Here is a 21,741-nt window from a genome sequence, read left to right on the forward strand (position 1 = left end):
TCATTTTGGTCGTTTATTTTCGTTGTCTAAACAGCGGTATTTCTCCGACACCGGTCATGCCTACGCTTTCGCTCAATTCCAGATCCGGCTTTCTCAGCCGCCGCCAGCCGCTGCAATGGTTCCTGCCGGTTCTGCTGGTATTGCTGTTCGCGTCCATTTTGTTATGGCTGCCATGGCAGGCGCAGCAGATGGAAGCCAACGAGCGCCAGGAACAGCTCATCGCCGACACGCTTTGGGTGGAACAGACCATCCGTTTCCAGATTGGCCGCAACGAGGAAAACATCCGCCTGATCGGCACCGAAATCAGCGCCGGCTACCTGACCGGCAAACGCCTGCAGGACCGCATGGCGAGCCTGATCCGCAATAATCGCGAACTCAACCGCATCGCGCTGTTCGATGATGCCGACAGGCTGATCGAATCGACCGATGATTCGCCGCTGGCGTTCAAGGACCTGCCCGGCCATTCGCTGGCGGCGGCGGAGCGCGCGCGCGGCACCAGGACACCGCAATACAGCCAGCCGGCGCCGCCACCCGGCTTGACCGGGCCGCTGCTGATGGACTATCACCTCCCGCTGTTTGCCGGCGAACGCTATATCGGCAGCCTGATTGCCAGCTACTCGGTCGCCAGCATCCTGGATGAAATGGTGCCGTGGTGGTTCGCCCAGGACAATGAAATCCAGCTCACCGACAGCGACGATGCGATGGTGGCCAAGCGCGCCGCCGGCGGTCCGGGGCGCGGCGTCTATACCCACCTGCGGGCGCTTGATCTGCCCGGCGCGCGATTGACGCTGCGCACGAACAGCGTCAAGAGTGCGCCGAAACTGCTGCCCAACCTGCTGGTCGGCTCGGTGATCGCACTGTCGATCGGGCTTCTTTGGAGTCTGTGGGCGTTGTGGCGCGACATCAACCGGCGTCTGGCAGCGGAGGGTGCGCTGCGGCAGCAGGTGAGCTTCCGCAGCGCGATGGAAAATTCGCTGGTGACAGGCATGCGGGCGCGCGACCTCGAAGGCCGCGTCACCTACGTCAATCCGGCCTTCTGCCGCATGGTGGGCATGGCGGCGGAAGATCTGCTGGGCAGGATGCCACCGATGCCGTACTGGGCGCCGGAAGCAATGGAGGAATACCAGGAGCGCTTTTCGCAGGTGCTGGCGGGAACCGTCACCGACCAGGGTTTTGAAACGATTTTTCAACGCGCCAACGGCGAGCGGTTCCCCGTGCTGATTTTCGAATCGCCGCTGGTCGACAACAGCGGCAAGCAGACCGGATGGATGGGATCGATCCTCGATATTTCGGACCGCAAGCGCATCGAGGACCTCAATCGCCAGCAGCAGGAAAAGCTGCAGGCCAGCGCACGACTGGCAACCATGGGCGAGATCGCATCGACGCTGGCGCATGAGATCAACCAGCCGCTGGCGGCGATCTCCAGCTACACCACCGGGGCGCTCAATCTGATCAACAACGCGGCCACGCCCGCCGACGTCGATATCGACATGCTCAAGCCGGCACTGGAAAAGGCGAGCGCCCAGGCACAGCGCGCCGGCCACATCATTCGCAGCGTGCACGCATTCGTCAAGAAGCGCGAACCGGCGCGCGAGAAGGTGTCGATACAGACCTTGATCGACAGCGTGCTGCCGCTGGTGGAACTGCAGGCGCAGCAATTCTTCGTCGCCATCCAGACCAGCGTGGCGCCCAGGCTGCCGTCGGTGCTGGCCGACCGCGTGCTGCTGGAACAGGTGCTGCTGAATCTGACGCGCAACGCGATCGAGGCAATGCAGCATGTGGCGCCGGAGCGGCGCAGCCTGCGCATCGTCGCCGAGCGGAAAGAGGAATCGCCGTCGCAGACCAATGTCGTGATTTCCGTCATCGACCGTGGCCACGGCATCCCGGCGGAAGTGGCGGAACGGCTGTTCTCACCCTTCTTTTCGACTAAAGCGGAAGGCATGGGCATCGGCCTGAACATCTGCCGCACCGCCATCGAATTCCACGGCGGGACGATGACCCATGCCGACAATCCGGCGGGGGGAACGATCTTCCGTTTTTCGCTGCCGGCGGCGGAGACCGTCCCTGCAACGGCGATGAGCAAATAACTGTGACGGTGAAATTCGTTCTGGCATAATCGGCCAGACAATACACCGCCCTCGCAGGACGAATACACATAAAAAGTCCGGCTCAAGCAGGGCGGATTGGCTGGAGACCGAATGCTGCACATAGTGGATGACGAAGAGGTGATCCGGGACTCGCTGACGTGGTTAGCAAGATCGCGCGGAATATCGGCTGCGGCGTACGACAGCGGTGAAGCGTTCCTTGGCGCGCTGGAAGGCCTGCAAAGCTTCGATACACAAGGCGAATGCATCCTGCTGGATGTGCGCATGCCGAACATCAGCGGCGTCGCGCTGTTCGAACTGCTGGCGGCGCGTGAACTCACGCACCGGCTTCCCATCATTTTCCTCACCGGCCACGGCGATGTGCCGATGGCGGTGGACACCCTGAAGCGCGGCGCATTCGACTTTTTCGAGAAGCCGTTCAACGACAACAAGCTGATGGACCGGGTGCAGGAAGCATTCGCCGCCTCCCGGCAAGCCGGCGAGGCGGCCGCGGTGCAGGCGCGCCTTCAGGCATTGTCCGCGCGGGAGCGCGAAGTGCTGGAACTGATCCTTGCCGGTAAAATGAACAAGGTCATCGCCGATCAGCTCGGCATCAGCATGCGCACCGTCGAAGTCCATCGCGCCCATATTTTCGACAAGATGAACGTCAAGACCGCGGTGGAACTGGCGCGACTGCTGAAGTAGCCGACTGTCACCGCGTCGGGCCGGGCGCAGTACACAATCGTCCGGCCAACTAACTTATGTCCATCGCCACCATCCTCTTCCCCGACTTTGCCCTGATCCTGATCGGCTTCCTGCTGGCCCGGTTCACCGATTGGGGTGCGTCCTTCTGGGCCGGGCTGGAGAAGCTGGTGTATTACGCATTGTTCCCTGCGCTGCTGTTCTATTCCACATCCCGTACTCCCCTCGATTTCACCAGCACCGGCAAGCTCGTGCAGGCGGCGATCGCCGCGTCCCTGTGCGGTGTTGCCCTCGGCTGGCTGGCGAAGCGGCTGTTCCGCGCCGGGCCGATGGTGTTCGAATCCGGCGTGCAAACCGCGTTTCGCTTCAATTCCTATATTGGGCTGGCGATCGCCTCCCGCCTCGGTGGTGAACAGGGAACATCACTGATGGCGCTGATCATCGGATTTGCCGTTCCCCTTTGCAATATGGCGGCGGTGCATGCGCTGGTGCCGCAAGGCGGAGGGCTGCTGAAGGAGCTGGCGAAGAATCCGCTGCTGGTGGCGACCGCCGGCGGCATGATGTTCAACCTTTCCGGACTGCAGATGCCGGACATCATCGGCGCCACGCTGTCGCGCATGGGCAATGCGTCGATCGCCGCCGGCCTGATGACGGTCGGCGCCGGACTGAGGCTGTCCGGCCTGCACGAAGCCAAGGGCATGGCCGTTTATTTTCTAGGAGTCAAACTGCTGGTGCTGCCGCTGGTCGGGTTCCTGGCCGGGCGCTGGTTCGGTCTGCCGCCACTGCAAATGCAAATCCTGCTGATGTTTTGCGCCTTGCCGACGGCGTCCAGCGCCTATGTGCTGGCAGCACGCATGGGCGGCAACGGTCCGTTCGTGGCCTTCCTTGTTTCGGCGAGTACGGTGGTATCGGCGGTGTCGCTGCCGTTGTGGTTAGGGTTGGTGTTATAGGTCAGTCAGACGGTGTGATGTTGCTCCAGCGCCCAAGCCACGTGCTCCCGCACCATTGCCGACGGATGGTCCGCCCTGGCCCGCAACGCCGCAACGATCTCCGGCAATGACACCCCATGCCGCGCCGCATTCCCCAGTCCCACCGCGATATTGCGCAACCACCGTTCATGCCCGATACGGCGGATCGGACTGCCTTCGAGCCGCCGGTTGAATTCCTCCTCGCTCCAGCTGAACAGTTCCACCATGGATGCGTTATCGAGTCCATTACGCACGTCGAAGTCGGGCAGCCCGGATGGCTGCGCGAACTTGTTCCACGGGCAAGCCAATTGGCAATCGTCGCAGCCGTACACCCGGTTGCCGATCAGGCTGCGCAATTCCAGCGGGATGCTGCCCTTGAGCTCGATCGTGAGGTAGGAAATGCAGCGGCGGGCATCGAGCCGGTAGGGGCCGATGATCGCCTGTGTCGGACAGATGTCGATGCAGGCACTGCACTGCCCGCAATGATCGCTCACCGGCGCATCGACCGGCAGCGGCAGATCGGTAAACAGCTCGCCGAGGAAGAACATCGAGCCGGCCTCGCGGTTGAGCAGCAGCGTGTGCTTGCCGCGCCAGCCGGTGCCGGACCTGGCACCGAGCGCCACTTCCATGACCGGCGCCGAGTCGGTAAATACCCGGTAGCCGAATGTGCCGATTTCACCTTCGATGCGTTGCGCCAGTTGCTGCAGGCGTCCGCGCAGCACCTTGTGATAGTCGCGCCCGCGTGCATAGATGGAGACCACGGCGGCGGATGGATCGCCGGCACGCCGTTCTTCCGCGGGGCGCCAGTCCTTGCCTGCATTTCTTGGCAGATAATCCATGCGAGCCGTGATGACCCGCACCGTTCCCGGCACGAGCTCTGCGGGCCTGGCGCGCTTCATCCCATGGGCTGCCATATAATCCATGTCGCCATGATGGCCGGCGGCGAGCCATGCCTGCAATCCTTCCTCGGCGGCCGACAGATCGGTATCCGAAATGCGGACCTCGGCGAAGCCGAGTTCGCGCCCCCATGCCTTGATGGCAAGTGCGAGCGCGGAAAAATTGGTATCGGTCTCGATCATGAAAACAGGCGGTTCGCTTGCAGGATGACAACAATCGCGGTGAAAGGATGCCGCTCACCTACCGCGTCAATGGAAAGCAGCCATTTTACGAGATGCAGAACTTCAAGGCCCACCTCAACGACGAAGCCGCGACCGCGGCGCTGGGCACCGCCATGGCCGCCGCGCTTGCTCCCGGCCTCACCATCTACCTGCACGGCGACCTCGGTACCGGCAAGACCGCGCTGACCCGTGCCATGCTGCATGCGGCGGGCCATGCCGGCAATGTAAAAAGCCCGACCTATACGCTGGCCGAACCTTACTCGGTCGTCATCGCCGGCCGACCGGTCGAGGTCATCCATTTCGATCTGTACCGGATGGGGAGCCCGGAAGAATTCCTCGATGCCGGATTCCGCGAGTATTTCAACGCCGATACGATCTGCATCATTGAATGGCCCGAAAAAGGTGAACCCGTGTTGCCCCCGCCCGACATCAATGCCTACCTGCAAGTTTCCGGTACAGGGCGTGATGTAGAATTGCAAGGGTTGTCCGACCAGGGTATTCAATGTCTCGACCGACTGAAATTCGCACCAAACTTGTGACATCCCGACGCCGCCGCACTCTCCTCAAAGCCGGCGGCACACTTCTTATCTCCGTCATCGCTTCCGGGCCTGCGCAGGCCGCGCAGATCATGGCGGTTCGCGTCTGGCCGGCCGACGATTACACCCGCGTCACACTGGAAAACGATACCAACCTCAAGACCAGCCACTTCATCGTCAAGAATCCGGAGCGGCTGGTGGTCGACATCGAAGGCCTCGAACTCAACGCCACGCTGAAGGAGCTGGTCGCGAAGATCCAGCCGAACGATCCATATATCCGCCAGGTGCGGGTGGGCCAGAACCGCCCCGGCGTGGTGCGGCTGGTATTCGACCTGAAGGAGGAAATCAATCCGCAAGTCTTCACCCTGGCGCCGATCGGCGAATACAAGCACCGGCTGATTTTCGATCTGTATCCGGTCAATCCGCCCGACCCGATCGCCGCCCTGATCATGAAAGGCGAATGGTCGAAGGAAAAGCCGGCCGATACGCCGGAGGCGCCCCCGGTCGCCGAAACCAGGCCGGAGGTCGCGCCCCCGCGCCCCGGAGCCGGTGAAGACAAACCGGCCCAATTGACCCGCATGATCACGATTGCCCTTGATCCGGGGCATGGCGGCGAAGATCCCGGCGCGATAGGCCGCGGCGGCAGCCGGGAAAAAGATGTCGTATTGGCAATTGCAAAACGTCTGAAAGCCAAGATCGAGCAGCAGCCGAACATGCGCGTCATGCTCACGCGCGACGGCGATTACTTTGTGCCGCTTCATGTTCGCGTCAGCAAGGCACGAAAAGTGCAGGCCGACCTGTTCGTGTCGATTCATGCCGATGCCTGGATAGAGACTACCGCCCGCGGTTCGTCGGTATTCGTGCTGTCGGAAAAAGGCGCCAGCTCCACCGCCGCCCGCTGGCTGGCCCGCAAGGAAAACTCGGCCGACCTCATCGGCGGCGTCAACCTCAAGGGGCAGGACAAGCTGCTCGCCAGCGTTCTGCTGGACCTGTCAACCACCGCCCAGATCAACGACAGCCTGAAGCTGGGCAAAGCGGTGCTGGCGGAAATCGGCGGCATCAACCGGTTGCATAAGGCGGCCGTCGAACAGGCCGGCTTTGCCGTCCTGAAGGCACCGGACATCCCCAGCATCCTTATTGAAACTGCGTTCATTTCCAATCCCGAGGAAGAAGCCAAGCTCACCGACGATGCCTACCAGGACAAGATGGCGGACGCGGTGCTGACCGGCATCCGGAAGTATTTTGCCAAGAATCCGCCGCTGGCAAAAAACCGGATGATGTAACGCCTGTCTGATAACGCGGCGATCTATTTCAGTTCGGGCATTCGGGCAAAGTGGCGCGGGTGCATGACGATATGGCGGGCGTCGCCCGCCGGAAATCGGTTCGCGATGGCAAATTTGCAAGCAGGTTTGATGCTTTGCCTGCAGACTGATCAATGTTTTAATCGACACAATATTTTTTCTTTTTTCTTCTTCGAGCGCTTCAGTGCGCAAGCCGGCTGCCGTTAAATATATATCGACAGTCGGTAATCGCTCCATGCTTTCCGCCATCGGCACTTTCCGCGATGGAACCTGCCGGCTTTCGATAGAGGCTGAGTCACAGGCGGCTTAAGAGTGTGGGTCGAATCCGCCGGCCGCCGGCATCGGATAGCCGACACGATCGTTCAACCATGGATTGATACGACGTCTTCTTTCAGGGAGAAACAACATGCTGCAAACAAGCACCGGCATTGCCCCTGTATCTGAACACAATGGCCCGCAGGATAGCGGCATACGCGAGTTCCTCTCCTTCACCCTCGGCAAGGAGGAGTACGGCATCGACATCCTCAAGGTGCAGGAATTGCGTGGCTACGACGCGGTGACGCACATCGCCAACGCGCCGGCCTTCATGAAAGGCGTTATCAATCTGCGCGGCGTGATCGTGCCGATCATCGACATGCGCGTCAGGTTCAATCTCGGCAAGCCGACCTATGACCATTTCACCGTGGTGATCATCCTGAACGTGGGAGCCCGCGTGGTAGGCATGGTGGTGGACAGCGTGTCCGATGTCACCATGCTCAAACCCGATCAGGTGAAACCGGCGCCCGACCTCGGCGGCGCCTTCGAAAGCGGGCACCTGATCGGCATCGGCACCATCGGCGAACGCATGCTGATCCTCATCGATATCGACAAGCTGATGTCCGGCGCGGACATCGGCCTCATCGACCAACTGACCGCACACTGATCCGCGGTCCCGTGCAGGACGTATCACGAAGCGCGCCAACCCAACTAAAAAAACCAAGCAAGGCGTCCAGGTAACTGCCCGCAATTGCGGGGCAATAGGTCCCGCCCCCTGCGTCAGCTTGCCGGACGCCATAGAGGAGAACCATGAGACTTCGCAACCTTCACATCGGCACCCGGCTGGGCCTGGGCTTCGGACTTGTATTACTGCTGATGATGGTGCTGGCGCTGGCCAGCCTGTCGCGCATGGCCAATATTCACGGCAGCCTGGACAAGGTCATCAACGAGAACAACGTCATCATCAAAGAGTTGAACGACATGCGTCATGCCGTGATGACGGTCGGCGTGGTGGTGCGCAACATCTCCGTCATGACCCAGGAGGATGAGATCAAGACCGAAGTGAGGCTCATGGAAGCGGCGAATGCGGAGTATGTGCAAAGTATGCAGGCGCTTCGTGCGCTGATGAAGAGCGAGGACCAGAACAGCCTGCTCGACAAGATCGACGCAGGCCAGGCCGAGGCCAAGCCATGGATCGACAAGGCGGTGACACTGGCGCTCAAGCAGGGTGACGTCATTCCGGTTCTGCTTGCCAACGTCGTGCCGACACAGCGGATGTGGCTCGAAGCGATGGAAGAAACTGTCAAGAAGCAGGAGGCCCTGGCACAACAGACATCGGCCGACGCGGATAACGCCTACGCGAATGCCCTTTTACTGACGCTCGCGCTGGCCGGTGCCGCCCTGCTCGTGGGCGTATTGGTCGCCTTCTTCGTCACGCGCAGCATCACCAGCCCGCTACGCAGCGCGGTCGGCGTTGCACGACGCGTGGCGGACGGCGACCTGACGACGCGGGTCGACGTGCAATCGACGGATGAGACCGGCCAGCTCATGCAGGCACTGAAGGACATGAATGAGAGCCTGGTGCGGATCGTGGGCGAGGTGCGCAACGGCACCGACACCATTACCCAGGCCTCCGGTGAAATTGCGGCCGGTAATATGAACCTGTCGGTCCGCACCGAGGAACAGGCAAGCTCCCTGCAAACGACGGCCTCATCCATGGAAGAACTGACATCGACCGTCAAGCACAATGCGGAAAACGCCAGCCAGGCCAACAAGCTGGCGGCCACTGCATCGGAAGTGGCGGTCAAGGGCGGCGCGGTGGTGTCGCAGGTGGTCGATACGATGGGCTCGATCAACGAGTCGGCAAAGAAGATCGTCGACATCATCGGCGTCATCGACGGCATCGCTTTCCAGACCAATATCCTGGCACTGAACGCCGCTGTCGAAGCGGCACGGGCCGGCGAACAGGGTCGCGGCTTCGCGGTGGTGGCGACGGAAGTGCGTAACCTGGCGCAACGGTCCGCGGCAGCCGCCAAGGAGATCAAGGCACTGATCGGCGATTCGGTGGAGAAGGTCGAGGTTGGTACGAAACTCGTCGACCAGGCCGGTGCGACGATGGATGAGGTGGTCGCCAGCGTGCGGCGCGTCACCGACATCATCAGCGAGATCGCCGCCGCCAGCCATGAGCAGACCAGCGGCATCGAGCAGATCAATCAGGCCATCAGTCAGATGGATAACGTGACCCAGCAAAATGCGGCGTTGGTGGAACAAGCCGCCGCCGCTGCGGGCTCGATGCAGGAACAGGCAGGCAATCTGTCGCAGGTCGTCAGTGTTTTCAAAATAAATGGTTCTCGCGCTGCAAGTGCAGCGCGCACACCGGAAACTGCCACTCCGGCACCGAAGCCGTTGCGAACGAAAGTGCCTGTCCCGGCATCTGCCGCAACCTGGAAATCCGGAAACAAACCTGCCTTGCCGCCAGCAATCAAGACGCCGACGGATAATGCGGATTGGGAAGAGTTTTAATTATTTATTCCGTTTCACTTAATCAAAAGCTCCTGAAGATCCTTTCTCCTCCTGCATTAAAGGGTGGGTGCGCATTTTCTGCGCTTTTGAGTCGCCGTAAACTCATGCAATGCCGCCTTAGACACCTGCAACCATTAATAACAAGCAATCTATTTATTGATCCTGGGAAAACCAGTGATCAATGAGCTGAAATCGATGAACGGCACCTGAAGTCCGATTTTTGCCGGCGGTATAATCACCGGATGAATGCCCCGCACACGCCCATCCGCCCGATTCAGGCTCTTCCCGACCAGCTTATTTCCCAGATCGCCGCAGGCGAAGTGGTGGACCGCCCTTGCGCGGTAGTGAAGGAATTGCTTGAAAACGCACTGGATGCCGGCGCGACGGCGATTACCGTGCGGCTGGAGGAAGGCGGCGTCAAGCGCATCGCCATCACCGACAATGGCCGCGGCATCCCGCCCGAACAACTCCCGCTTGCCCTCGCCCGGCATGCGACGTCCAAGATCGCATCCTTATCCGACCTGGAAAACGTCGGCACGCTCGGCTTTCGCGGCGAGGCGCTGGCATCCATCGCCTCCGTGGCGCAAGTCACGATCACGTCGCGTACCGCCGATGCGCCGCATGCATCGGAAATCTTCGGTTCGCATGACGGCAAGGTGACGCCGTCGTCAGGCACGCTCGGCACGACGGTCGACGTGCGCGACCTGTATTTCAACACGCCGGCGCGGCGCAAATTCCTGAAATCCGAGCAAACCGAGTTCGGCCATTGCGCTGAAGTCGTCCGCCGTATCGCGCTGTCGCGGCCCGATGTATCGTTCTCGCTGACGCACAACGGCAAGACGGTCGATCACTGGAACACCAGTGAAATCGACAAGCGCAGCGCTTATATTCTCGGCAACGAATTTGCCAATGCGCGTCTGCCGCTCGACGAAAGCGCCGGACCGTTGCGCTTGCATGGCTTCATCGGCCTGCCGACCGCATCGAAGGCGCGTGCGGATGCGCAATATTTTTATGTCAACGGCCGCTTCGTTCGCGACAAGCTGCTCACCCATGCGGTGCGTGCTGCGTATCAGGATGTTCTGCACGGGGACCGCTATCCATCCTATGTGCTCGGACTCGAACTCGATCCGGCGCTGGTGGATGTGAACGTGCACCCGTCGAAGGTCGAGGTGCGCTTCCGCGACAGCCGCGCGGTGCACCAGTTCGTATTCCATGCGGTCAGCCGGACGCTGGCCCAGACGTCGGGCAGCGCGCCCGCGCCGCAACCGGCGAGCACCGGCACACTGCCGTGGCTGCGTGAGCAGCGGCAAAGCAGCTTCGGCGCGCAGTTCTCACCTGCGCTTGGCGTGGCGCAAACCATGACGGATTACGGTGCGCTGTTTTCAGGTGATGCGACGCCGCGACAGACGCCGGAAGTGACAGCGCCTGCCGCAGCCGTCATACGTGAATCATATGACTCGCCGCCGGAAGAGTTTCCGATGGGCTTCGCTCTCGCCCAATTGCATGGCATCTATATCCTTGCGCAAAATGCCAACGGGCTGGTTCTCGTCGACATGCATGCTGCGCACGAACGCATTCTGTATGAACAATTGAAGAACGCGCTCGATGCCGATGCGATGCAGGTGCAACCGCTCCTGATCCCGGTGACTTTCCATGCCGATCCGGTGGAAGTAGGCACGGTGGAAGAAAACATGGAGGCGTTGCAGGCGCTCGGTTTCGACATCAGCGCGCTGTCGCCCACCACGCTCGCAGTGCGCGCGATTCCCGCCCTGCTCAAGAATGCCGACGCACAGACCCTGGCACGCGATGTGGTGCGCGACGTGCGTGAATTCGGCGGCTCGCGGGTGCTGGTCGAACGGCGGAACGAAATGCTTGGCACGCTGGCCTGTCACACCGCGGTACGCGCCAACCGCACGCTGACCATCCCGGAAATGAATGCGCTGCTGCGCCAGATGGAAGCCACGGAACGCGCCGACCAATGCAACCATGGCCGCCCGACCTGGGTGCAGCTGGCGCTGTCGGATCTCGACAAATTATTCCTGCGGGGCCAATGAGCACCGGCCCGCGCCCGCTTGCGCCTTTCGCAGGGGCGCCCATCATGCTGCTCATCGTCGCCTTCCTGATGCTGCAGCCGCTGTCGACCGATCTCTATCTAGCTTCGCTGCCCAGCCTGGCAACCGGGTTCGCCGTTCCAGCCGCCACGGTGCAACTCACCTTGTCGCTGTTCGTCATCGGCTTCGGCAGCGCACAGCTCGTCATCGGCCCGCTCTCCGACCGGTATGGCCGGCGGCCGGTGCTGCTTTGGGGATTAACGTTATATGTTGCGGCCAGCGTCCTGTGTGGACTCGCACGATCCATCGAGTTATTGATCGCTGCACGATTCCTTCAGGCGCTGGGCTGCTGTTCGGCGGTCGTCATCGCCCGTGCGATCGTTCGCGATGCGTATGCCCGGGAGGACAGCATGCGGGTCATGGCCAAGGTCAGTACCTGGCTATCGCTCGCGCCGCTGCTGGGGCCGATCCTCGGCTCCTACCTGCAGGTGGCATTCGGCTGGCGCGCCGCCTTCGCCGCGCTCGGTTTGCTGTCGGCGGCGGTGATGGCCGCGACGTTTCTTCGACTGCCTGAAACCAATATGCACAAGGACCCTCACGCGACCCGCCTGTCGGGCTTGCTGGTGAATTACCGCATCGTGCTTGGCGCGCGTGAATTTTGGGTGCATGCATTGCCGGGCGCGCTTTCCTACGGCGCCATCTTCGCCTTCATTTCCGGTTCCTCATTCGTGCTGATCCGCGTGCTGGACGTTCCGACCGCCTGGTTCGGCTACTGCTTCGCCTTCGGCGTCTCCGGCTATATGGCAGGGACGCTGGTTTGCCGACGCCTTCTGCCGAAGGCAGGCAGCGACGGCGCGCTGCGTATCGGCAGCATGGTGTCGCTGGCATCCGGCGTATTATTCCTTGGTGCTGTCGCTGCAGGCGTGGCGCACTGGTCCTTGATGCTCGCGGCGATGTTCCTGACCATGGGCGCCCACGGCATCAACTTCCCGATCGCCCAGTCGGGCGCCGTATCACCGTTCGCGCAGCAGGCGGGCACCGCCGCCGGCCTCATGGGTGCGCTCTACATGACCGTCGCGTTCATCGTCGGCAGCGTGGTCGGGGCAACCCATAACGGCACGCTCTATCCGCTGGCGTTCATTTCCTGTGCGCTAGGCGTGCTGATATTTGCGGCAGCACGCATTCCGCGCGGTGCGGCGACGAAGGCCGTCTGATGCGAAAGCCCCTGGTCGTCGGCCTGATGGGCCCCACCGCGTCCGGAAAAACAGCGGCCGCATTGGAAATCGCCCGGTATATTCCGTCCGAGATCATCTCCGTCGACTCCGCCCTCGTCTATCGCGGCATGGACATCGGCACCGCCAAACCGTCGCTCGAAGAACGTGCCGCCGTCCCGCACCACTTAATCGACATTCTCGACCCCGCCGACGCCTACTCGGTCATGCAATTCCGCCAGGATGCGGTGCGTCTTGCCGGTGAAATCGCCGTGCGCGGCCGCCTGCCATTATTGGTTGGCGGCACCATGCTTTATTTCAAGGCGTTGCGCGACGGCCTCGACGACTTGCCGCAAGCCGACCCGGCGCTCCGTGCAAGACTGGATCAGGAAGCAGCCGAGACCGGCATCCCGGCGATGCACGCCCGGCTCGCCGCACTCGATCCGGACACCGCCGCACGCCTGAAGCCCAACGACGCACAACGGATACAGCGCGCACTGGAAATCATCGAATTGACCGGTCAGCCGATGTCGGCGTTATTGGCCCGCACGCCGAAAACCGAATTGCCGTTCGACATACTGCCGATTTCGCTGGAGCCATCCGACCGCGCCGTGCTGCATGCACGCATCGCCAGCCGCTTTGACGCCATGCTGGATGCGAAGGACGGCGGCTTGCTGACGGAAGTGGAGAAATTGCGCGCACGTGGTGACCTGCACCTCGGCCTGCCTTCGATGCGTTGCGTCGGTTATCGGCAGGCGTGGGAGTATCTGGATGGCGCCTGTAGCCGGGCGGAATTACGCGAAAAAGGCATCGCCGCCACAAGACAGTTGGCGAAACGCCAACTCACATGGCTGCGTTCGATGCCGGAACGTATCGTGATCGATTGTCTACGGACGGATGCCGCATTCGAGGTACTGGAAACAGTCGTAAAAGCAAGGGATATTCCGGCACGATCTTGACAGCACGCACTGCACACAGGATAATGTGCGGCTGTTTTGGTGATATAGCTCAGTTGGTTAGAGCACAGCACTCATAATGCTGGGGTCGGTGGTTCAAGTCCACCTATCACCACCAATCTAGTGTCCTTGATTGCTCAAGGATGCACGCAAGCCCGCTTTCTCCCATGTGAGGACGCGGGCTTTTTGTTTTACCATCCATTGCTTTATTTAAGTTGTACAACGTTGGCGACATTGTCAAGCAAAGGGAAAACTTAATCCTTTGAGCCACATTCTTCTTCCTTGAAGTTCCAATTACATCGTCAACATGGCCCTGAAGCACCAGCAATTGCACCCATGCCTTGGTAGAGGACTTTTGAATCCGCAACACCCTCTGGACGCCGGTGCCGGGCACTACAGTACAGATAACCCACGAAGAGAATCGGCAGTTTGGATTAATGAAACACTCCCGCAACTGCGCTCATGAAAGCAGGCAGGTAGTTGAGCTCCCTCTTTTTAAACATTAGTGCGCTGAAATAGCCTTAAAAGATCACTATGAACATAACGAATCATTAAAAATAATTTGCAACTATTCGATTATTCTACTATTATCGAATTAACGATGATTCTTGAAGAGTCGAATGATGGAAAACAAACAAGTTATCAGTGCACTTACGGCCTTGGCGCATGAATCAAGGCTTGCCGTGTTTCGCCTTCTGGTTCAAGCCGGACCGGAAGGTTTACCTGCAACGAAAATTGCAGATCAGCTGGAAATCCCGCCTTCCTCGCTTTCCTTCCATTTGAAGGAACTGACCCACGCTGGCCTGGTGGATCAGATGAAGGCGGGACGATCTCTGATCTATTCGGCCAATTTTTTCACAATGAATAGCCTGATCAGCTTTCTGACTGAAAACTGCTGCGGCGGGAATGTATGTAGCCCTGTCCGCGATACCCACTGTTCTGACGAAGGAGCTTGTTCATGAAACGTCTGCACATACACGTGTCTGTCGATAATCTCAACGACAGCATCAAGTTTTATTCCGGCATGTTCGCCAGCGAACCGACTGTCGTGAAATCGGACTATGCAAAATGGATGCTCGAAGACCCCCGGATGAACTTCGCCATCTCCAATCGCGGCGGAAAGATCGGAGTGAATCACCTGGGAATACAGGTTGAATCCGCCGGTGAGCTGAAGGGAATGCAGTGCCGCCTTGGCGCCTTGCAGGCTGACGTCGAAACGGAAGAAGCAGCGACATGCTGCTACGCGAAATCCGACAAATATTGGGTCAATGATCCGTCCGGCATTGCGTGGGAAACCTTCCACACGCTCGACACCATCCCTGTCTTTGGCGAACCGGGCAAAGCGGCGATCGAAGGCGACAAGCCAGCGGAAAGCGATGCTTGCTGCATCCCTTTGGCAAAAACGACTACAGCATCAGCCTGCTGTGTGTCGAATAAGCAGAAAGCGACAACAGGAGCCTGCTGCTAACGCCATGGCACCGATTCGTCGAGCCACACCTGGCGACATGCCAGCTGTCCTTGCGTTATTGAAGGACAGCGGCCTGCCCTGTCAGGACATCAATACCCTGCCTTCAATCGATTTCCTTGTTGCCGCGCCGGGACAGTCGATCCTTGGCGCGGTCGGATTGGAACAGTACGACGATGCCGGCCTGCTGCGGTCACTCGTTGTGCGCCCAGAAAGCCGCCGGACGGGCTTGGGCATGCAATTGGCTGCAGCGATGGAGGAACGGGCTGGCAAGGCCGGTGTTGCGGCGTTGTACCTTCTGACAACGACGGCGGCTGATTTCTTTGTGCGCAGGGGTTATCGCGTCATCCAACGCTCCGACGCACCGGCAGCACTGCAATCCACCTCGGAATTTTCCAGTCTGTGTCCTGCGCAAGCAATCTGCTTGTACAAGGCACTGACTTAATGAATTGCACTACAACATGACAAAACGAGCATACAACGTGCTGTTTCTTTGCACCGGGAATTCGGCACGCAGCATTATGGCGGAAGCCTTGGTAACGGTGATGGGCGACGGACGCTTCAAGGGATTCAGTGCCGGAAGCAAGCCGGGCGGGACCGTCAATCCATTCGCCATCGAACTGGTAAAAACAATTGGATACCCGGTAGATATTTTGCGCAGCAAAAGCTGGGACGAGTTTGCGGCACCCGCTGCGCCGCGGATGGATTTCATCATCACGGTCTGTGACAACGCCGCTGGTGAAGCATGTCCATTCTGGCCGGGGCATCCTGCGACGGCGCACTGGGGATTTGAAGATCCTGCTGCTGCCGAAGGATCGGACGATCACAAGCGCGCCGAGTTTGACCGCATCTTTCGACAGATTAAATCAAGAATCGCCCTCTTCACAGATCTGCCACTGCATCAGATGGAGCATCAAGCCATAGTGCAGGCAATGCGGAAGATCGGGGAAACGCCGGTATGACGTTGGGACGAAGGCTGGTGGCGGAAGGTTTGGGTACCGCCTTCCTGCTTGCCATCGTGGTCGGTTCAGGCATCATGGGCGAGCATCTGGCGGCGGGCAACATAGCGATAGCCCTGCTGGCAAATGCTGTGGCAACTGGCGCTGGACTTGCCGCCATCATTTTGATGTTCGGCGCAGTGTCAGGCGCGCACTTTAATCCGGTGGTGACCTTGTCGGAAGCGTGGCAGGGCAATCTACCCGCCCGCCAGGTGCTTCCTTATATCATCATCCAGATTGCTGGTGCGTTTGCCGGCGTCGCGGCAGCACATCTCATGTTTGGCGAACCAATTTTTTCTGCGTCAGCACATGTGCGTAACGGCTTGGCGCAATGGTGGAGCGAATTCGTGGCAACGTTCGGACTTGTGGCAGTCATCATCAGCTGTTCCCGTAGCCGTCCGACTGTCACACCGTTTGCTGTTGCCCTCTATATAACGGCGGCCTACTGGTTCACCTCATCAACCTCATTTGCAAATCCTGCCGTAACGCTTGCGCGTGCAGCCAGCAACACCTTTGCTGGCGTTCGCCCGTTCGATGTCCCCGGTTTCATCATTGCGCAATTGCTTGGTGCTGCCGCGGCCACCATGACGTTCAGCTGGCTTTATCCGCCTGCCATATCCAGCGAAGAGCCAGGCGCCCGACTTCGTTGAATTTGCTGCAATCGTCTTTCCCGGATCAGCGAAGACAACATAATAAGCTGAGTGCTTTAAGCTTGCCGGCACCCGACATGTCGGCAATCCGTACACGGCCGTCGGCGCCCAACATGACTTTGTAGTTGGATACATCCCTGCCGTACACCACCGTTTCGATGCCATCGCCTCCCACGATCCAATTGTTGCCGGTGCCGCCATCTAGGCGATCGTTGCCACTTCCGGCAATCCTGCCCTGTTCCTGCGCCAGAGTGCTAGTTGCCAGGAAGAGGCCATTATCGGCAGCACGTTGAGCGATGTGTTCGTCGCTGAAAGAAAACCGATCAACACTTGCGTACGGGTAAGCGGCACCTTTGAGTCCTCCAACGCACCTACCCAGTTATCCACCCCGGCTTCGTCCCATGTCCGGTGCAGGACGGTTTGATACAGTGTGACGACGGCGCGCATACCCCCGATGGTATAATCCGATCCCACCGCACGCCGGAGACCGGCATCGAAACATGCCTTCCAAAGCGCGTTTCGGCATATGGCCGGGAACCGTTTCTGCGACGCGGCAACGATTTTTGCGATGATCGAGGTGACTATGCGGGGTCGACATTTTTTCATTTTCCTTCTGTCGGCCGTCATCTCGGTGGCGGCTTCGGCGCTGGAGCGGCCTTTTCCACCCAATATCAAGCGCGGCAGCATGACGCCGGCACCCTATCCCGAAATTGTGATCGACGGCAAGAGCCGCACCCTGTCGGCCGGCGCCCGCATCTGGAACCAGGACAACATGATCGAAATGCCGGCCTCGCTGCGCGGCAGTTTGCTGCCCGTGTATTACACCGAGAACCTGGAAGGCGACATTGACCGGGTCTGGATCCTGACGCGGGAAGAACAAAGCCGGCCCAACCCGAAATAGCGATTTACCCTGCTGGACACCATGCCGAAAAAAGTATTCATCAAGACCTTCGGCTGCCAGATGAACGAGTACGACTCGGACAAGATGGCAGACGTACTCAACGCCTCCGATGGCCTGATCAAGACGGAGCGGCCGGAAGACGCCGACGTCATCCTGCTCAACACCTGTTCGGTGCGCGAAAAAGCGCAGGAAAAGGTGTTCTCCGACCTCGGCCGCCTGCGCGAACTGAAACGCACCAACCCCGACCTGGTGATCGGCGTCGGCGGCTGCGTCGCGTCGCAGGAAGGCGCGGCAATCGTCAAACGTGCGCCCTATGTGGATGTGGTGTTCGGGCCGCAAACCCTGCACCGACTGCCGGAATTGATTCAGCAGCGGCGTTCGACCGGCCGCTCCCAGGTCGATATCAGCTTTCCGGAAATCGAGAAGTTCGATCATCTGCCGCCAGCCAGGGTCGAGGGCGCGAGTGCATACGTGTCGATCATGGAAGGCTGCAGCAAATACTGCAGCTACTGTGTCGTGCCCTATACCCGCGGCGAGGAAGTGTCGCGCCGCTTCGAGGATGTGCTGGCCGAAGTGGCCGGCCTGGCCGACCAGGGCGTGAAGGAAATCACCCTGCTGGGCCAGAACGTCAATGCCTATCGCGGCGCGATGGAGGACGGCGAGATTGCCGATTTTGCATTGCTGATCGAATACGTCGCTGAAATACCCGGCATTGAACGCATCCGTTTCGTCACCAGCCATCCGAAGGAATTCACGCAGCGTCTGATCGATACCTATGCGAAAGTGCCGAAGCTGGTCGATCACCTCTATCTGCCGGCCCAGCATGGCTCCGATCGTATCCTGATGGCAATGAAGCGCGGCTACACGGTGCTGGAATACAAGTCGGTGATCCGGCGCCTTCGTGAAGTGCGGCCGAACATTGCGGTATCCAGCGACTTCATCGTGGGATTCCCGGGGGAAACCGAGGCGGACTTCGATGCCTTGATGAAGCTGATCAACGACATCGGTTACGACACCAGTTTCAGCTTCGTCTTCAGCCCCCGCCCCGGTACACCGGCCGCCAATCTGCCGGACGATACGCCGTACGAAGTGAAGCTCAAGCGCCTGCAGCATCTGCAGGCAACGGTCGAGGCAAATGCGCGTGGCATCAGCCAGAGCATGGTGGGATCGGTGCAACGCATCCTGGTCGAAGGTCCGGCGAAAAAGGGCGGGGACGACCTGCAAGGCCGGACCGAGAATAACCGCGTTGTCAATTTCGCTGCCGGACCGAACGGAGCGCGACTGATCGGCCAGATGGTCGACGTCAATATCATGCAAGCGTTCCCGTATTCGCTGCGCGGCGAACTTGTTATCAAACAGTGAATCTCACCAGACAACGACTTCTGTTCACACCATTTTGAAAACAAAAACTCCTTCCGAGCCACAACAATTCATTCCGCAACCGGTTGACAACACCCGTCTCGCCCATCTGTGCGGCCCGATGGATGAAAATCTCCGGCAAATTTCCGCGGCGCTCGATGTCACCATCTTCCGCCGCGGTGAAAAATTCGTCGTCGGCGGCGCCAACGCGCCCCAGGCCGTGGAACTGCTCGAACAATTTTATGCGATCGCCGACAAGGTCATCTCCGTTGAAGACATCCAGCTTGCGCTGGTCGAACAACGCGCCGGTGGCAGCCGCAAGGCCGAGCAGGCCAGCAAGGCCGACGACCAATCCGGCGGCGACGATGAACCTGTCGCGGCGGACCCGGTCCTCAAAACACGGCGCAGCGACCTGCGCGGTCGCACGCCGCACCAGAGCCAATACCTGAAGGCAATCCTCGAACACGATGTGACCTTCGGCGTCGGCCCGGCCGGCACGGGTAAAACCTATCTGGCGGTTGCCTGCGCGGTCGATGCGCTGGAGCGCGACGCGGTCAAGCGCATCGTGCTGACTCGTCCGGCGGTCGAAGCCGGCGAGCGCCTCGGCTTCCTGCCCGGCGACCTGGCGCAAAAGGTCGACCCTTACCTGCGGCCCTTGTACGATGCGCTCTACGACCTGCTTGGTTTCGACCGCACGCAGAAAATGTTCGAAAAGCAAGCCATCGAGATCGCGCCATTGGCTTATATGCGCGGCCGCACGCTGAATCATGCCTTCATCATTCTGGACGAAGCCCAGAACACCACCCCGGAACAGATGAAGATGTTCCTCACGCGCATCGGCTTCGGCAGCAAGGCGGTGGTCACCGGCGACGTGACCCAGATCGACCTGCAGCGCACGCAGAAAAGCGGACTGGTGGATGCGCTCAAGATCCTTGCTAATGTCCGCGGCATTGCATTTACGCAATTCACCAGCGCCGATGTGGTACGGCATCCAATGGTGGCGCGGATCGTCGATGCCTATGAAGCGGCATCGCCCCAGACACGCAGCGTTTTGCTCAAACATGCCCTCAAAAAATAAGCTGTCGCTGTCGGTGCAGTATCCTGATCCACGGCTGAAGGATGTTGTTTCCAGAACGCATCTGCGGCGCTGGGCACAGGCAGCGCTGTTTGCCCCGGCGGAATTCACGATACGCTTCGTCGATGCCGGGGAAGGCCGCACGCTGAACCGGGATTACCGGGGCAAGGATTATGCGACCAATGTGCTGACCTTTGCCTACACTGAGGATGAAGACAGCGAAGTGACGCAGGCCGACATCATCCTGTGCACCGATGTACTGCAGCGCGAAGCCGAAGAACTGAAACGGCCCCTGGAAACCCATGTTGCACATCTCGTGGTGCACGGCGTGCTGCATGCACAGGGTTATGACCACGAGCAGGAAGATGAAGCGGTCGAGATGGAACAGCTTGAAATTGAAATATTGGCAACATTGGGCTATGCCAACCCGTATGCAGAGGCTTGATCCCGGGTCAGGAATGCGGTTGATTTTCCGGTTTCGGGGTCCATTTGTTGTATCCTATATTCCTTAGCAACTACGTCGAAAGACGGTTTTCCACCCTATGCAAGATCACCCTAGTGGTGCCAAATTCTCTGACACCAAACCGCAACGGTCACTGTTTGAACGCCTGACCGCTCTCATCTCCCCTGAACCTGAAAACCGCGCCGAGCTGCTCGAGATTTTGCACGACGCGCACGAGCGCAGCCTGATCGATGCCGACGCCCTGTCGATGATCGAAGGCGTATTCCAGGTCGCCGACCTGTCCGCGCGCGACATCATGGTTCCGCGCGCGCAAATGGATGTGATCGACCTGAACAAGCCGATCGGCGAATGGATGCCGCTGGTGCTGAAGACTGCCCACTCGCGCTTTCCGGCGGTCGACGGCGAACGCGACAAGGTGGTCGGCATCCTGCTGGCAAAGGATCTGCTGCGCTACTACGCCGACGAATCCTTCAATCCGCGCGACATGTTGCGCCCGGCGGTCTTCATCCCCGAATCCAAGCGCCTGAATGTGCTGCTGCGCGATTTCCGCGCCAACCGCAACCATATGGCGATCGTGGTGAACGAGTACGGCGGGGTGGCCGGATTGCTGACCATCGAGGACGTGCTGGAGCAGATCGTCGGCGACATCGAAGATGAATACGATCTGGACGATACCGAGGACAATATTCTCTCGATCAAGGATAGCGCCCGCGGCCAGCGCTGGCGGGTCAAGGCGCTGACCGAAATCGAGCAAGTCAACGAGACATTCGGCACCGACTTTCCCAACGACGATGTCGATACCATCGGCGGACTGGTCGCCAATCATCTTGGCCGCGTGCCCCACAAGGGCGATGTATTCGAGATGGGCGGCTTGCGGTTCGAGGTACTGCGCGCCGATGCGCGGCAAGTGCACCTCCTGATGGTCACCAGGATTCCGCCGGCACCGGCTGAAACGCAGTAGTGAGCGCGGCTCGCACCATTGCCGCCATAGGCCTGTCGGTGCGCATGGCGCACCCAGCGACTGCCGGGACGGCTGATTGACCTCCGCCAGCCGATCCCTGTCTTCGACAGGATGCGTCCCCTCTCCTCGTCATTTTGAATTCCACGGACATACCGCGTGACTTC

The 21,741-nt window shown here is 59.9% G+C and carries 23 protein-coding genes and 1 tRNA gene; 21 read left to right on the forward strand and 3 right to left on the reverse strand.

Annotated elements, in window-relative coordinates:
• The first annotated feature begins 56 nt into the window (after positions 1-56).
• The 3 genes from VGU61_RS15735 (at position 57) to VGU61_RS15745 (ending at position 3,736) form a co-directional block, all read left to right on the forward strand.
• A complete protein-coding gene (locus tag VGU61_RS15735; protein ID WP_326860147.1) occupies positions 57-2,087 on the forward strand; it encodes a PAS domain S-box protein in 2,031 nt (676 codons plus the stop codon).
• A gap of 111 nt (positions 2,088-2,198) precedes the next feature.
• Positions 2,199-2,789 carry a response regulator transcription factor gene (locus VGU61_RS15740; RefSeq protein ID WP_326860148.1) on the forward strand — a complete coding sequence of 197 codons (591 nt, stop codon included), beginning with the start codon at positions 2,199-2,201 and terminating at the stop codon, positions 2,787-2,789.
• 56 nt (positions 2,790-2,845) lie between these two features.
• Complete coding sequence (locus tag VGU61_RS15745) at positions 2,846-3,736, forward strand: AEC family transporter (RefSeq protein WP_326860149.1); 891 nt, start codon at positions 2,846-2,848, stop codon at positions 3,734-3,736.
• Between the two features lie 5 nt (positions 3,737-3,741).
• Here the strand turns inward: VGU61_RS15745 and queG are convergent, their stop codons facing one another.
• Positions 3,742-4,833, reverse strand: a complete 1,092-nt coding sequence (queG, locus tag VGU61_RS15750) for a tRNA epoxyqueuosine(34) reductase QueG (protein ID WP_326860150.1) — start codon at positions 4,831-4,833, stop codon at positions 3,742-3,744.
• Positions 4,834-4,925: 92 nt separating this feature from the next.
• On the opposite strand from queG, the gene tsaE reads away from it, so the two are divergent.
• The 13 genes from tsaE (at position 4,926) to VGU61_RS15815 (ending at position 16,818) form a co-directional block, all read left to right on the forward strand.
• Positions 4,926-5,411 (forward strand): tRNA (adenosine(37)-N6)-threonylcarbamoyltransferase complex ATPase subunit type 1 TsaE, encoded by a 486-nt coding sequence (gene tsaE / locus VGU61_RS15755; protein ID WP_326860206.1) that lies wholly within the window; start codon positions 4,926-4,928, stop codon positions 5,409-5,411.
• Complete coding sequence (locus VGU61_RS15760; RefSeq protein ID WP_326860151.1) at positions 5,375-6,691, forward strand: N-acetylmuramoyl-L-alanine amidase; 1,317 nt, start codon at positions 5,375-5,377, stop codon at positions 6,689-6,691. The genes tsaE and VGU61_RS15760 overlap by 37 nt, the downstream gene beginning before the upstream one ends.
• Before the next feature lie 424 nt (positions 6,692-7,115).
• The gene (locus VGU61_RS15765) at positions 7,116-7,631 is read left to right on the forward strand and encodes a chemotaxis protein CheW (RefSeq protein ID WP_326860152.1); all 516 of its coding nucleotides are present in this window, start codon (positions 7,116-7,118) and stop codon (positions 7,629-7,631) included.
• Between the two features lie 143 nt (positions 7,632-7,774).
• Positions 7,775-9,487, forward strand: a complete 1,713-nt coding sequence (locus tag VGU61_RS15770) for a methyl-accepting chemotaxis protein (protein ID WP_326860154.1) — start codon at positions 7,775-7,777, stop codon at positions 9,485-9,487.
• 242 nt (positions 9,488-9,729) lie between these two features.
• The gene (mutL, locus tag VGU61_RS15775; RefSeq protein WP_326860155.1) at positions 9,730-11,541 is read left to right on the forward strand and encodes a DNA mismatch repair endonuclease MutL; all 1,812 of its coding nucleotides are present in this window, start codon (positions 9,730-9,732) and stop codon (positions 11,539-11,541) included.
• 44 nt (positions 11,542-11,585) lie between these two features.
• Positions 11,586-12,752 (forward strand): multidrug effflux MFS transporter, encoded by a 1,167-nt coding sequence (locus tag VGU61_RS15780; protein WP_326860157.1) that lies wholly within the window; start codon positions 11,586-11,588, stop codon positions 12,750-12,752.
• Positions 12,752-13,708: a tRNA (adenosine(37)-N6)-dimethylallyltransferase MiaA gene (miaA, locus tag VGU61_RS15785; RefSeq protein ID WP_326860158.1), complete on the forward strand. Its 957-nt coding sequence runs from the start codon at positions 12,752-12,754 to the stop codon at positions 13,706-13,708. Before VGU61_RS15780 ends, miaA begins: the two co-directional genes overlap by 1 nt.
• Positions 13,709-13,746: 38 nt before the next feature.
• Positions 13,747-13,823, forward strand: a tRNA-Met gene (locus tag VGU61_RS15790).
• A gap of 505 nt (positions 13,824-14,328) precedes the next feature.
• Positions 14,329-14,667, forward strand: a complete 339-nt coding sequence (locus VGU61_RS15795) for a helix-turn-helix domain-containing protein (protein WP_326860159.1) — start codon at positions 14,329-14,331, stop codon at positions 14,665-14,667.
• Positions 14,664-15,173, forward strand: coding sequence for an ArsI/CadI family heavy metal resistance metalloenzyme (locus VGU61_RS15800; protein WP_326860160.1), 510 nt, complete (start codon positions 14,664-14,666; stop codon positions 15,171-15,173). The genes VGU61_RS15795 and VGU61_RS15800 overlap by 4 nt, the downstream gene beginning before the upstream one ends.
• A 37-nt stretch (positions 15,174-15,210) precedes the next feature.
• Positions 15,211-15,615 (forward strand): arsenic resistance N-acetyltransferase ArsN2, encoded by a 405-nt coding sequence (gene arsN2 / locus VGU61_RS15805; protein ID WP_326860161.1) that lies wholly within the window; start codon positions 15,211-15,213, stop codon positions 15,613-15,615.
• A 16-nt stretch (positions 15,616-15,631) separates the two neighbouring features.
• The gene (locus VGU61_RS15810) at positions 15,632-16,132 is read left to right on the forward strand and encodes an arsenate reductase ArsC (RefSeq protein ID WP_326860207.1); all 501 of its coding nucleotides are present in this window, start codon (positions 15,632-15,634) and stop codon (positions 16,130-16,132) included.
• Entirely contained in the window at positions 16,129-16,818 is a 690-nt protein-coding gene (locus VGU61_RS15815; RefSeq protein WP_326860162.1) for an MIP/aquaporin family protein, read from the forward strand. Before VGU61_RS15810 ends, VGU61_RS15815 begins: the two co-directional genes overlap by 4 nt.
• Before the next feature lie 25 nt (positions 16,819-16,843).
• Here VGU61_RS15815 and VGU61_RS22660 read toward each other — a convergent pair whose 3' ends face one another.
• Together VGU61_RS22660 and VGU61_RS15820 are read right to left on the reverse strand one after the other, a co-directional pair.
• Entirely contained in the window at positions 16,844-17,116 is a 273-nt protein-coding gene (locus VGU61_RS22660; RefSeq protein WP_414691646.1) for a hypothetical protein, read from the reverse strand.
• Positions 17,020-17,505: a DUF4214 domain-containing protein gene (locus VGU61_RS15820; RefSeq protein ID WP_326860163.1), complete on the reverse strand. Its 486-nt coding sequence runs from the start codon at positions 17,503-17,505 to the stop codon at positions 17,020-17,022. Before VGU61_RS15820 ends, VGU61_RS22660 begins: the two co-directional genes overlap by 97 nt.
• Between VGU61_RS15820 and VGU61_RS15825 the strand changes: the two genes are divergently transcribed.
• The 5 genes from VGU61_RS15825 to VGU61_RS15845 all read left to right on the forward strand — a co-directional run bounded on the left by VGU61_RS15825 (position 17,504) and on the right by VGU61_RS15845 (position 21,577).
• Positions 17,504-17,719: a hypothetical protein gene (locus tag VGU61_RS15825; RefSeq protein WP_326860164.1), complete on the forward strand. Its 216-nt coding sequence runs from the start codon at positions 17,504-17,506 to the stop codon at positions 17,717-17,719. The genes VGU61_RS15820 and VGU61_RS15825 overlap by 2 nt on opposite strands.
• A 21-nt stretch (positions 17,720-17,740) precedes the next feature.
• Positions 17,741-19,081: a tRNA (N6-isopentenyl adenosine(37)-C2)-methylthiotransferase MiaB gene (miaB, locus tag VGU61_RS15830; RefSeq protein ID WP_326860165.1), complete on the forward strand. Its 1,341-nt coding sequence runs from the start codon at positions 17,741-17,743 to the stop codon at positions 19,079-19,081.
• A 34-nt stretch (positions 19,082-19,115) separates the two neighbouring features.
• Positions 19,116-20,156 (forward strand): PhoH family protein, encoded by a 1,041-nt coding sequence (locus tag VGU61_RS15835; RefSeq protein ID WP_326860166.1) that lies wholly within the window; start codon positions 19,116-19,118, stop codon positions 20,154-20,156.
• Positions 20,140-20,598 (forward strand): rRNA maturation RNase YbeY, encoded by a 459-nt coding sequence (gene ybeY, locus VGU61_RS15840; protein WP_326860167.1) that lies wholly within the window; start codon positions 20,140-20,142, stop codon positions 20,596-20,598. The genes VGU61_RS15835 and ybeY overlap by 17 nt, the downstream gene beginning before the upstream one ends.
• A 97-nt stretch (positions 20,599-20,695) precedes the next feature.
• Positions 20,696-21,577 (forward strand): HlyC/CorC family transporter, encoded by an 882-nt coding sequence (locus tag VGU61_RS15845; protein ID WP_326860168.1) that lies wholly within the window; start codon positions 20,696-20,698, stop codon positions 21,575-21,577.
• Positions 21,578-21,741: the final 164 nt, after the last annotated feature.

The organism is Noviherbaspirillum sp., assembly GCF_035944575.1.
Classification (GTDB): Bacteria; Pseudomonadota; Gammaproteobacteria; order Burkholderiales; family Burkholderiaceae_D; genus Noviherbaspirillum.

Coding starts and splice junctions, on each gene's coding strand:
- VGU61_RS15735 (WP_326860147.1), top strand. CDS start 57: ATGCCTACGCTTTCGCTCAATTCCAGATCCGGCTTTCTCAGCCGCCGC.
- VGU61_RS15740 (WP_326860148.1), top strand. CDS start 2,199: ATGCTGCACATAGTGGATGACGAAGAGGTGATCCGGGACTCGCTGACG.
- VGU61_RS15745 (WP_326860149.1), top strand. CDS start 2,846: ATGTCCATCGCCACCATCCTCTTCCCCGACTTTGCCCTGATCCTGATC.
- queG (WP_326860150.1), bottom strand. CDS start 4,833: ATGATCGAGACCGATACCAATTTTTCCGCGCTCGCACTTGCCATCAAG.
- tsaE (WP_326860206.1), top strand. CDS start 4,926: ATGCAGAACTTCAAGGCCCACCTCAACGACGAAGCCGCGACCGCGGCG.
- VGU61_RS15760 (WP_326860151.1), top strand. CDS start 5,375: ATGTCTCGACCGACTGAAATTCGCACCAAACTTGTGACATCCCGACGC.
- VGU61_RS15765 (WP_326860152.1), top strand. CDS start 7,116: ATGCTGCAAACAAGCACCGGCATTGCCCCTGTATCTGAACACAATGGC.
- VGU61_RS15770 (WP_326860154.1), top strand. CDS start 7,775: ATGAGACTTCGCAACCTTCACATCGGCACCCGGCTGGGCCTGGGCTTC.
- mutL (WP_326860155.1), top strand. CDS start 9,730: ATGAATGCCCCGCACACGCCCATCCGCCCGATTCAGGCTCTTCCCGAC.
- VGU61_RS15780 (WP_326860157.1), top strand. CDS start 11,586: ATGCTGCTCATCGTCGCCTTCCTGATGCTGCAGCCGCTGTCGACCGAT.
- miaA (WP_326860158.1), top strand. CDS start 12,752: ATGCGAAAGCCCCTGGTCGTCGGCCTGATGGGCCCCACCGCGTCCGGA.
- VGU61_RS15795 (WP_326860159.1), top strand. CDS start 14,329: ATGGAAAACAAACAAGTTATCAGTGCACTTACGGCCTTGGCGCATGAA.
- VGU61_RS15800 (WP_326860160.1), top strand. CDS start 14,664: ATGAAACGTCTGCACATACACGTGTCTGTCGATAATCTCAACGACAGC.
- arsN2 (WP_326860161.1), top strand. CDS start 15,211: ATGCCAGCTGTCCTTGCGTTATTGAAGGACAGCGGCCTGCCCTGTCAG.
- VGU61_RS15810 (WP_326860207.1), top strand. CDS start 15,632: ATGACAAAACGAGCATACAACGTGCTGTTTCTTTGCACCGGGAATTCG.
- VGU61_RS15815 (WP_326860162.1), top strand. CDS start 16,129: ATGACGTTGGGACGAAGGCTGGTGGCGGAAGGTTTGGGTACCGCCTTC.
- VGU61_RS15825 (WP_326860164.1), top strand. CDS start 17,504: ATGACGCCGGCACCCTATCCCGAAATTGTGATCGACGGCAAGAGCCGC.
- VGU61_RS15820 (WP_326860163.1), bottom strand. CDS start 17,505: ATGCTGCCGCGCTTGATATTGGGTGGAAAAGGCCGCTCCAGCGCCGAA.
- miaB (WP_326860165.1), top strand. CDS start 17,741: ATGCCGAAAAAAGTATTCATCAAGACCTTCGGCTGCCAGATGAACGAG.
- ybeY (WP_326860167.1), top strand. CDS start 20,140: ATGCCCTCAAAAAATAAGCTGTCGCTGTCGGTGCAGTATCCTGATCCA.
- VGU61_RS15845 (WP_326860168.1), top strand. CDS start 20,696: ATGCAAGATCACCCTAGTGGTGCCAAATTCTCTGACACCAAACCGCAA.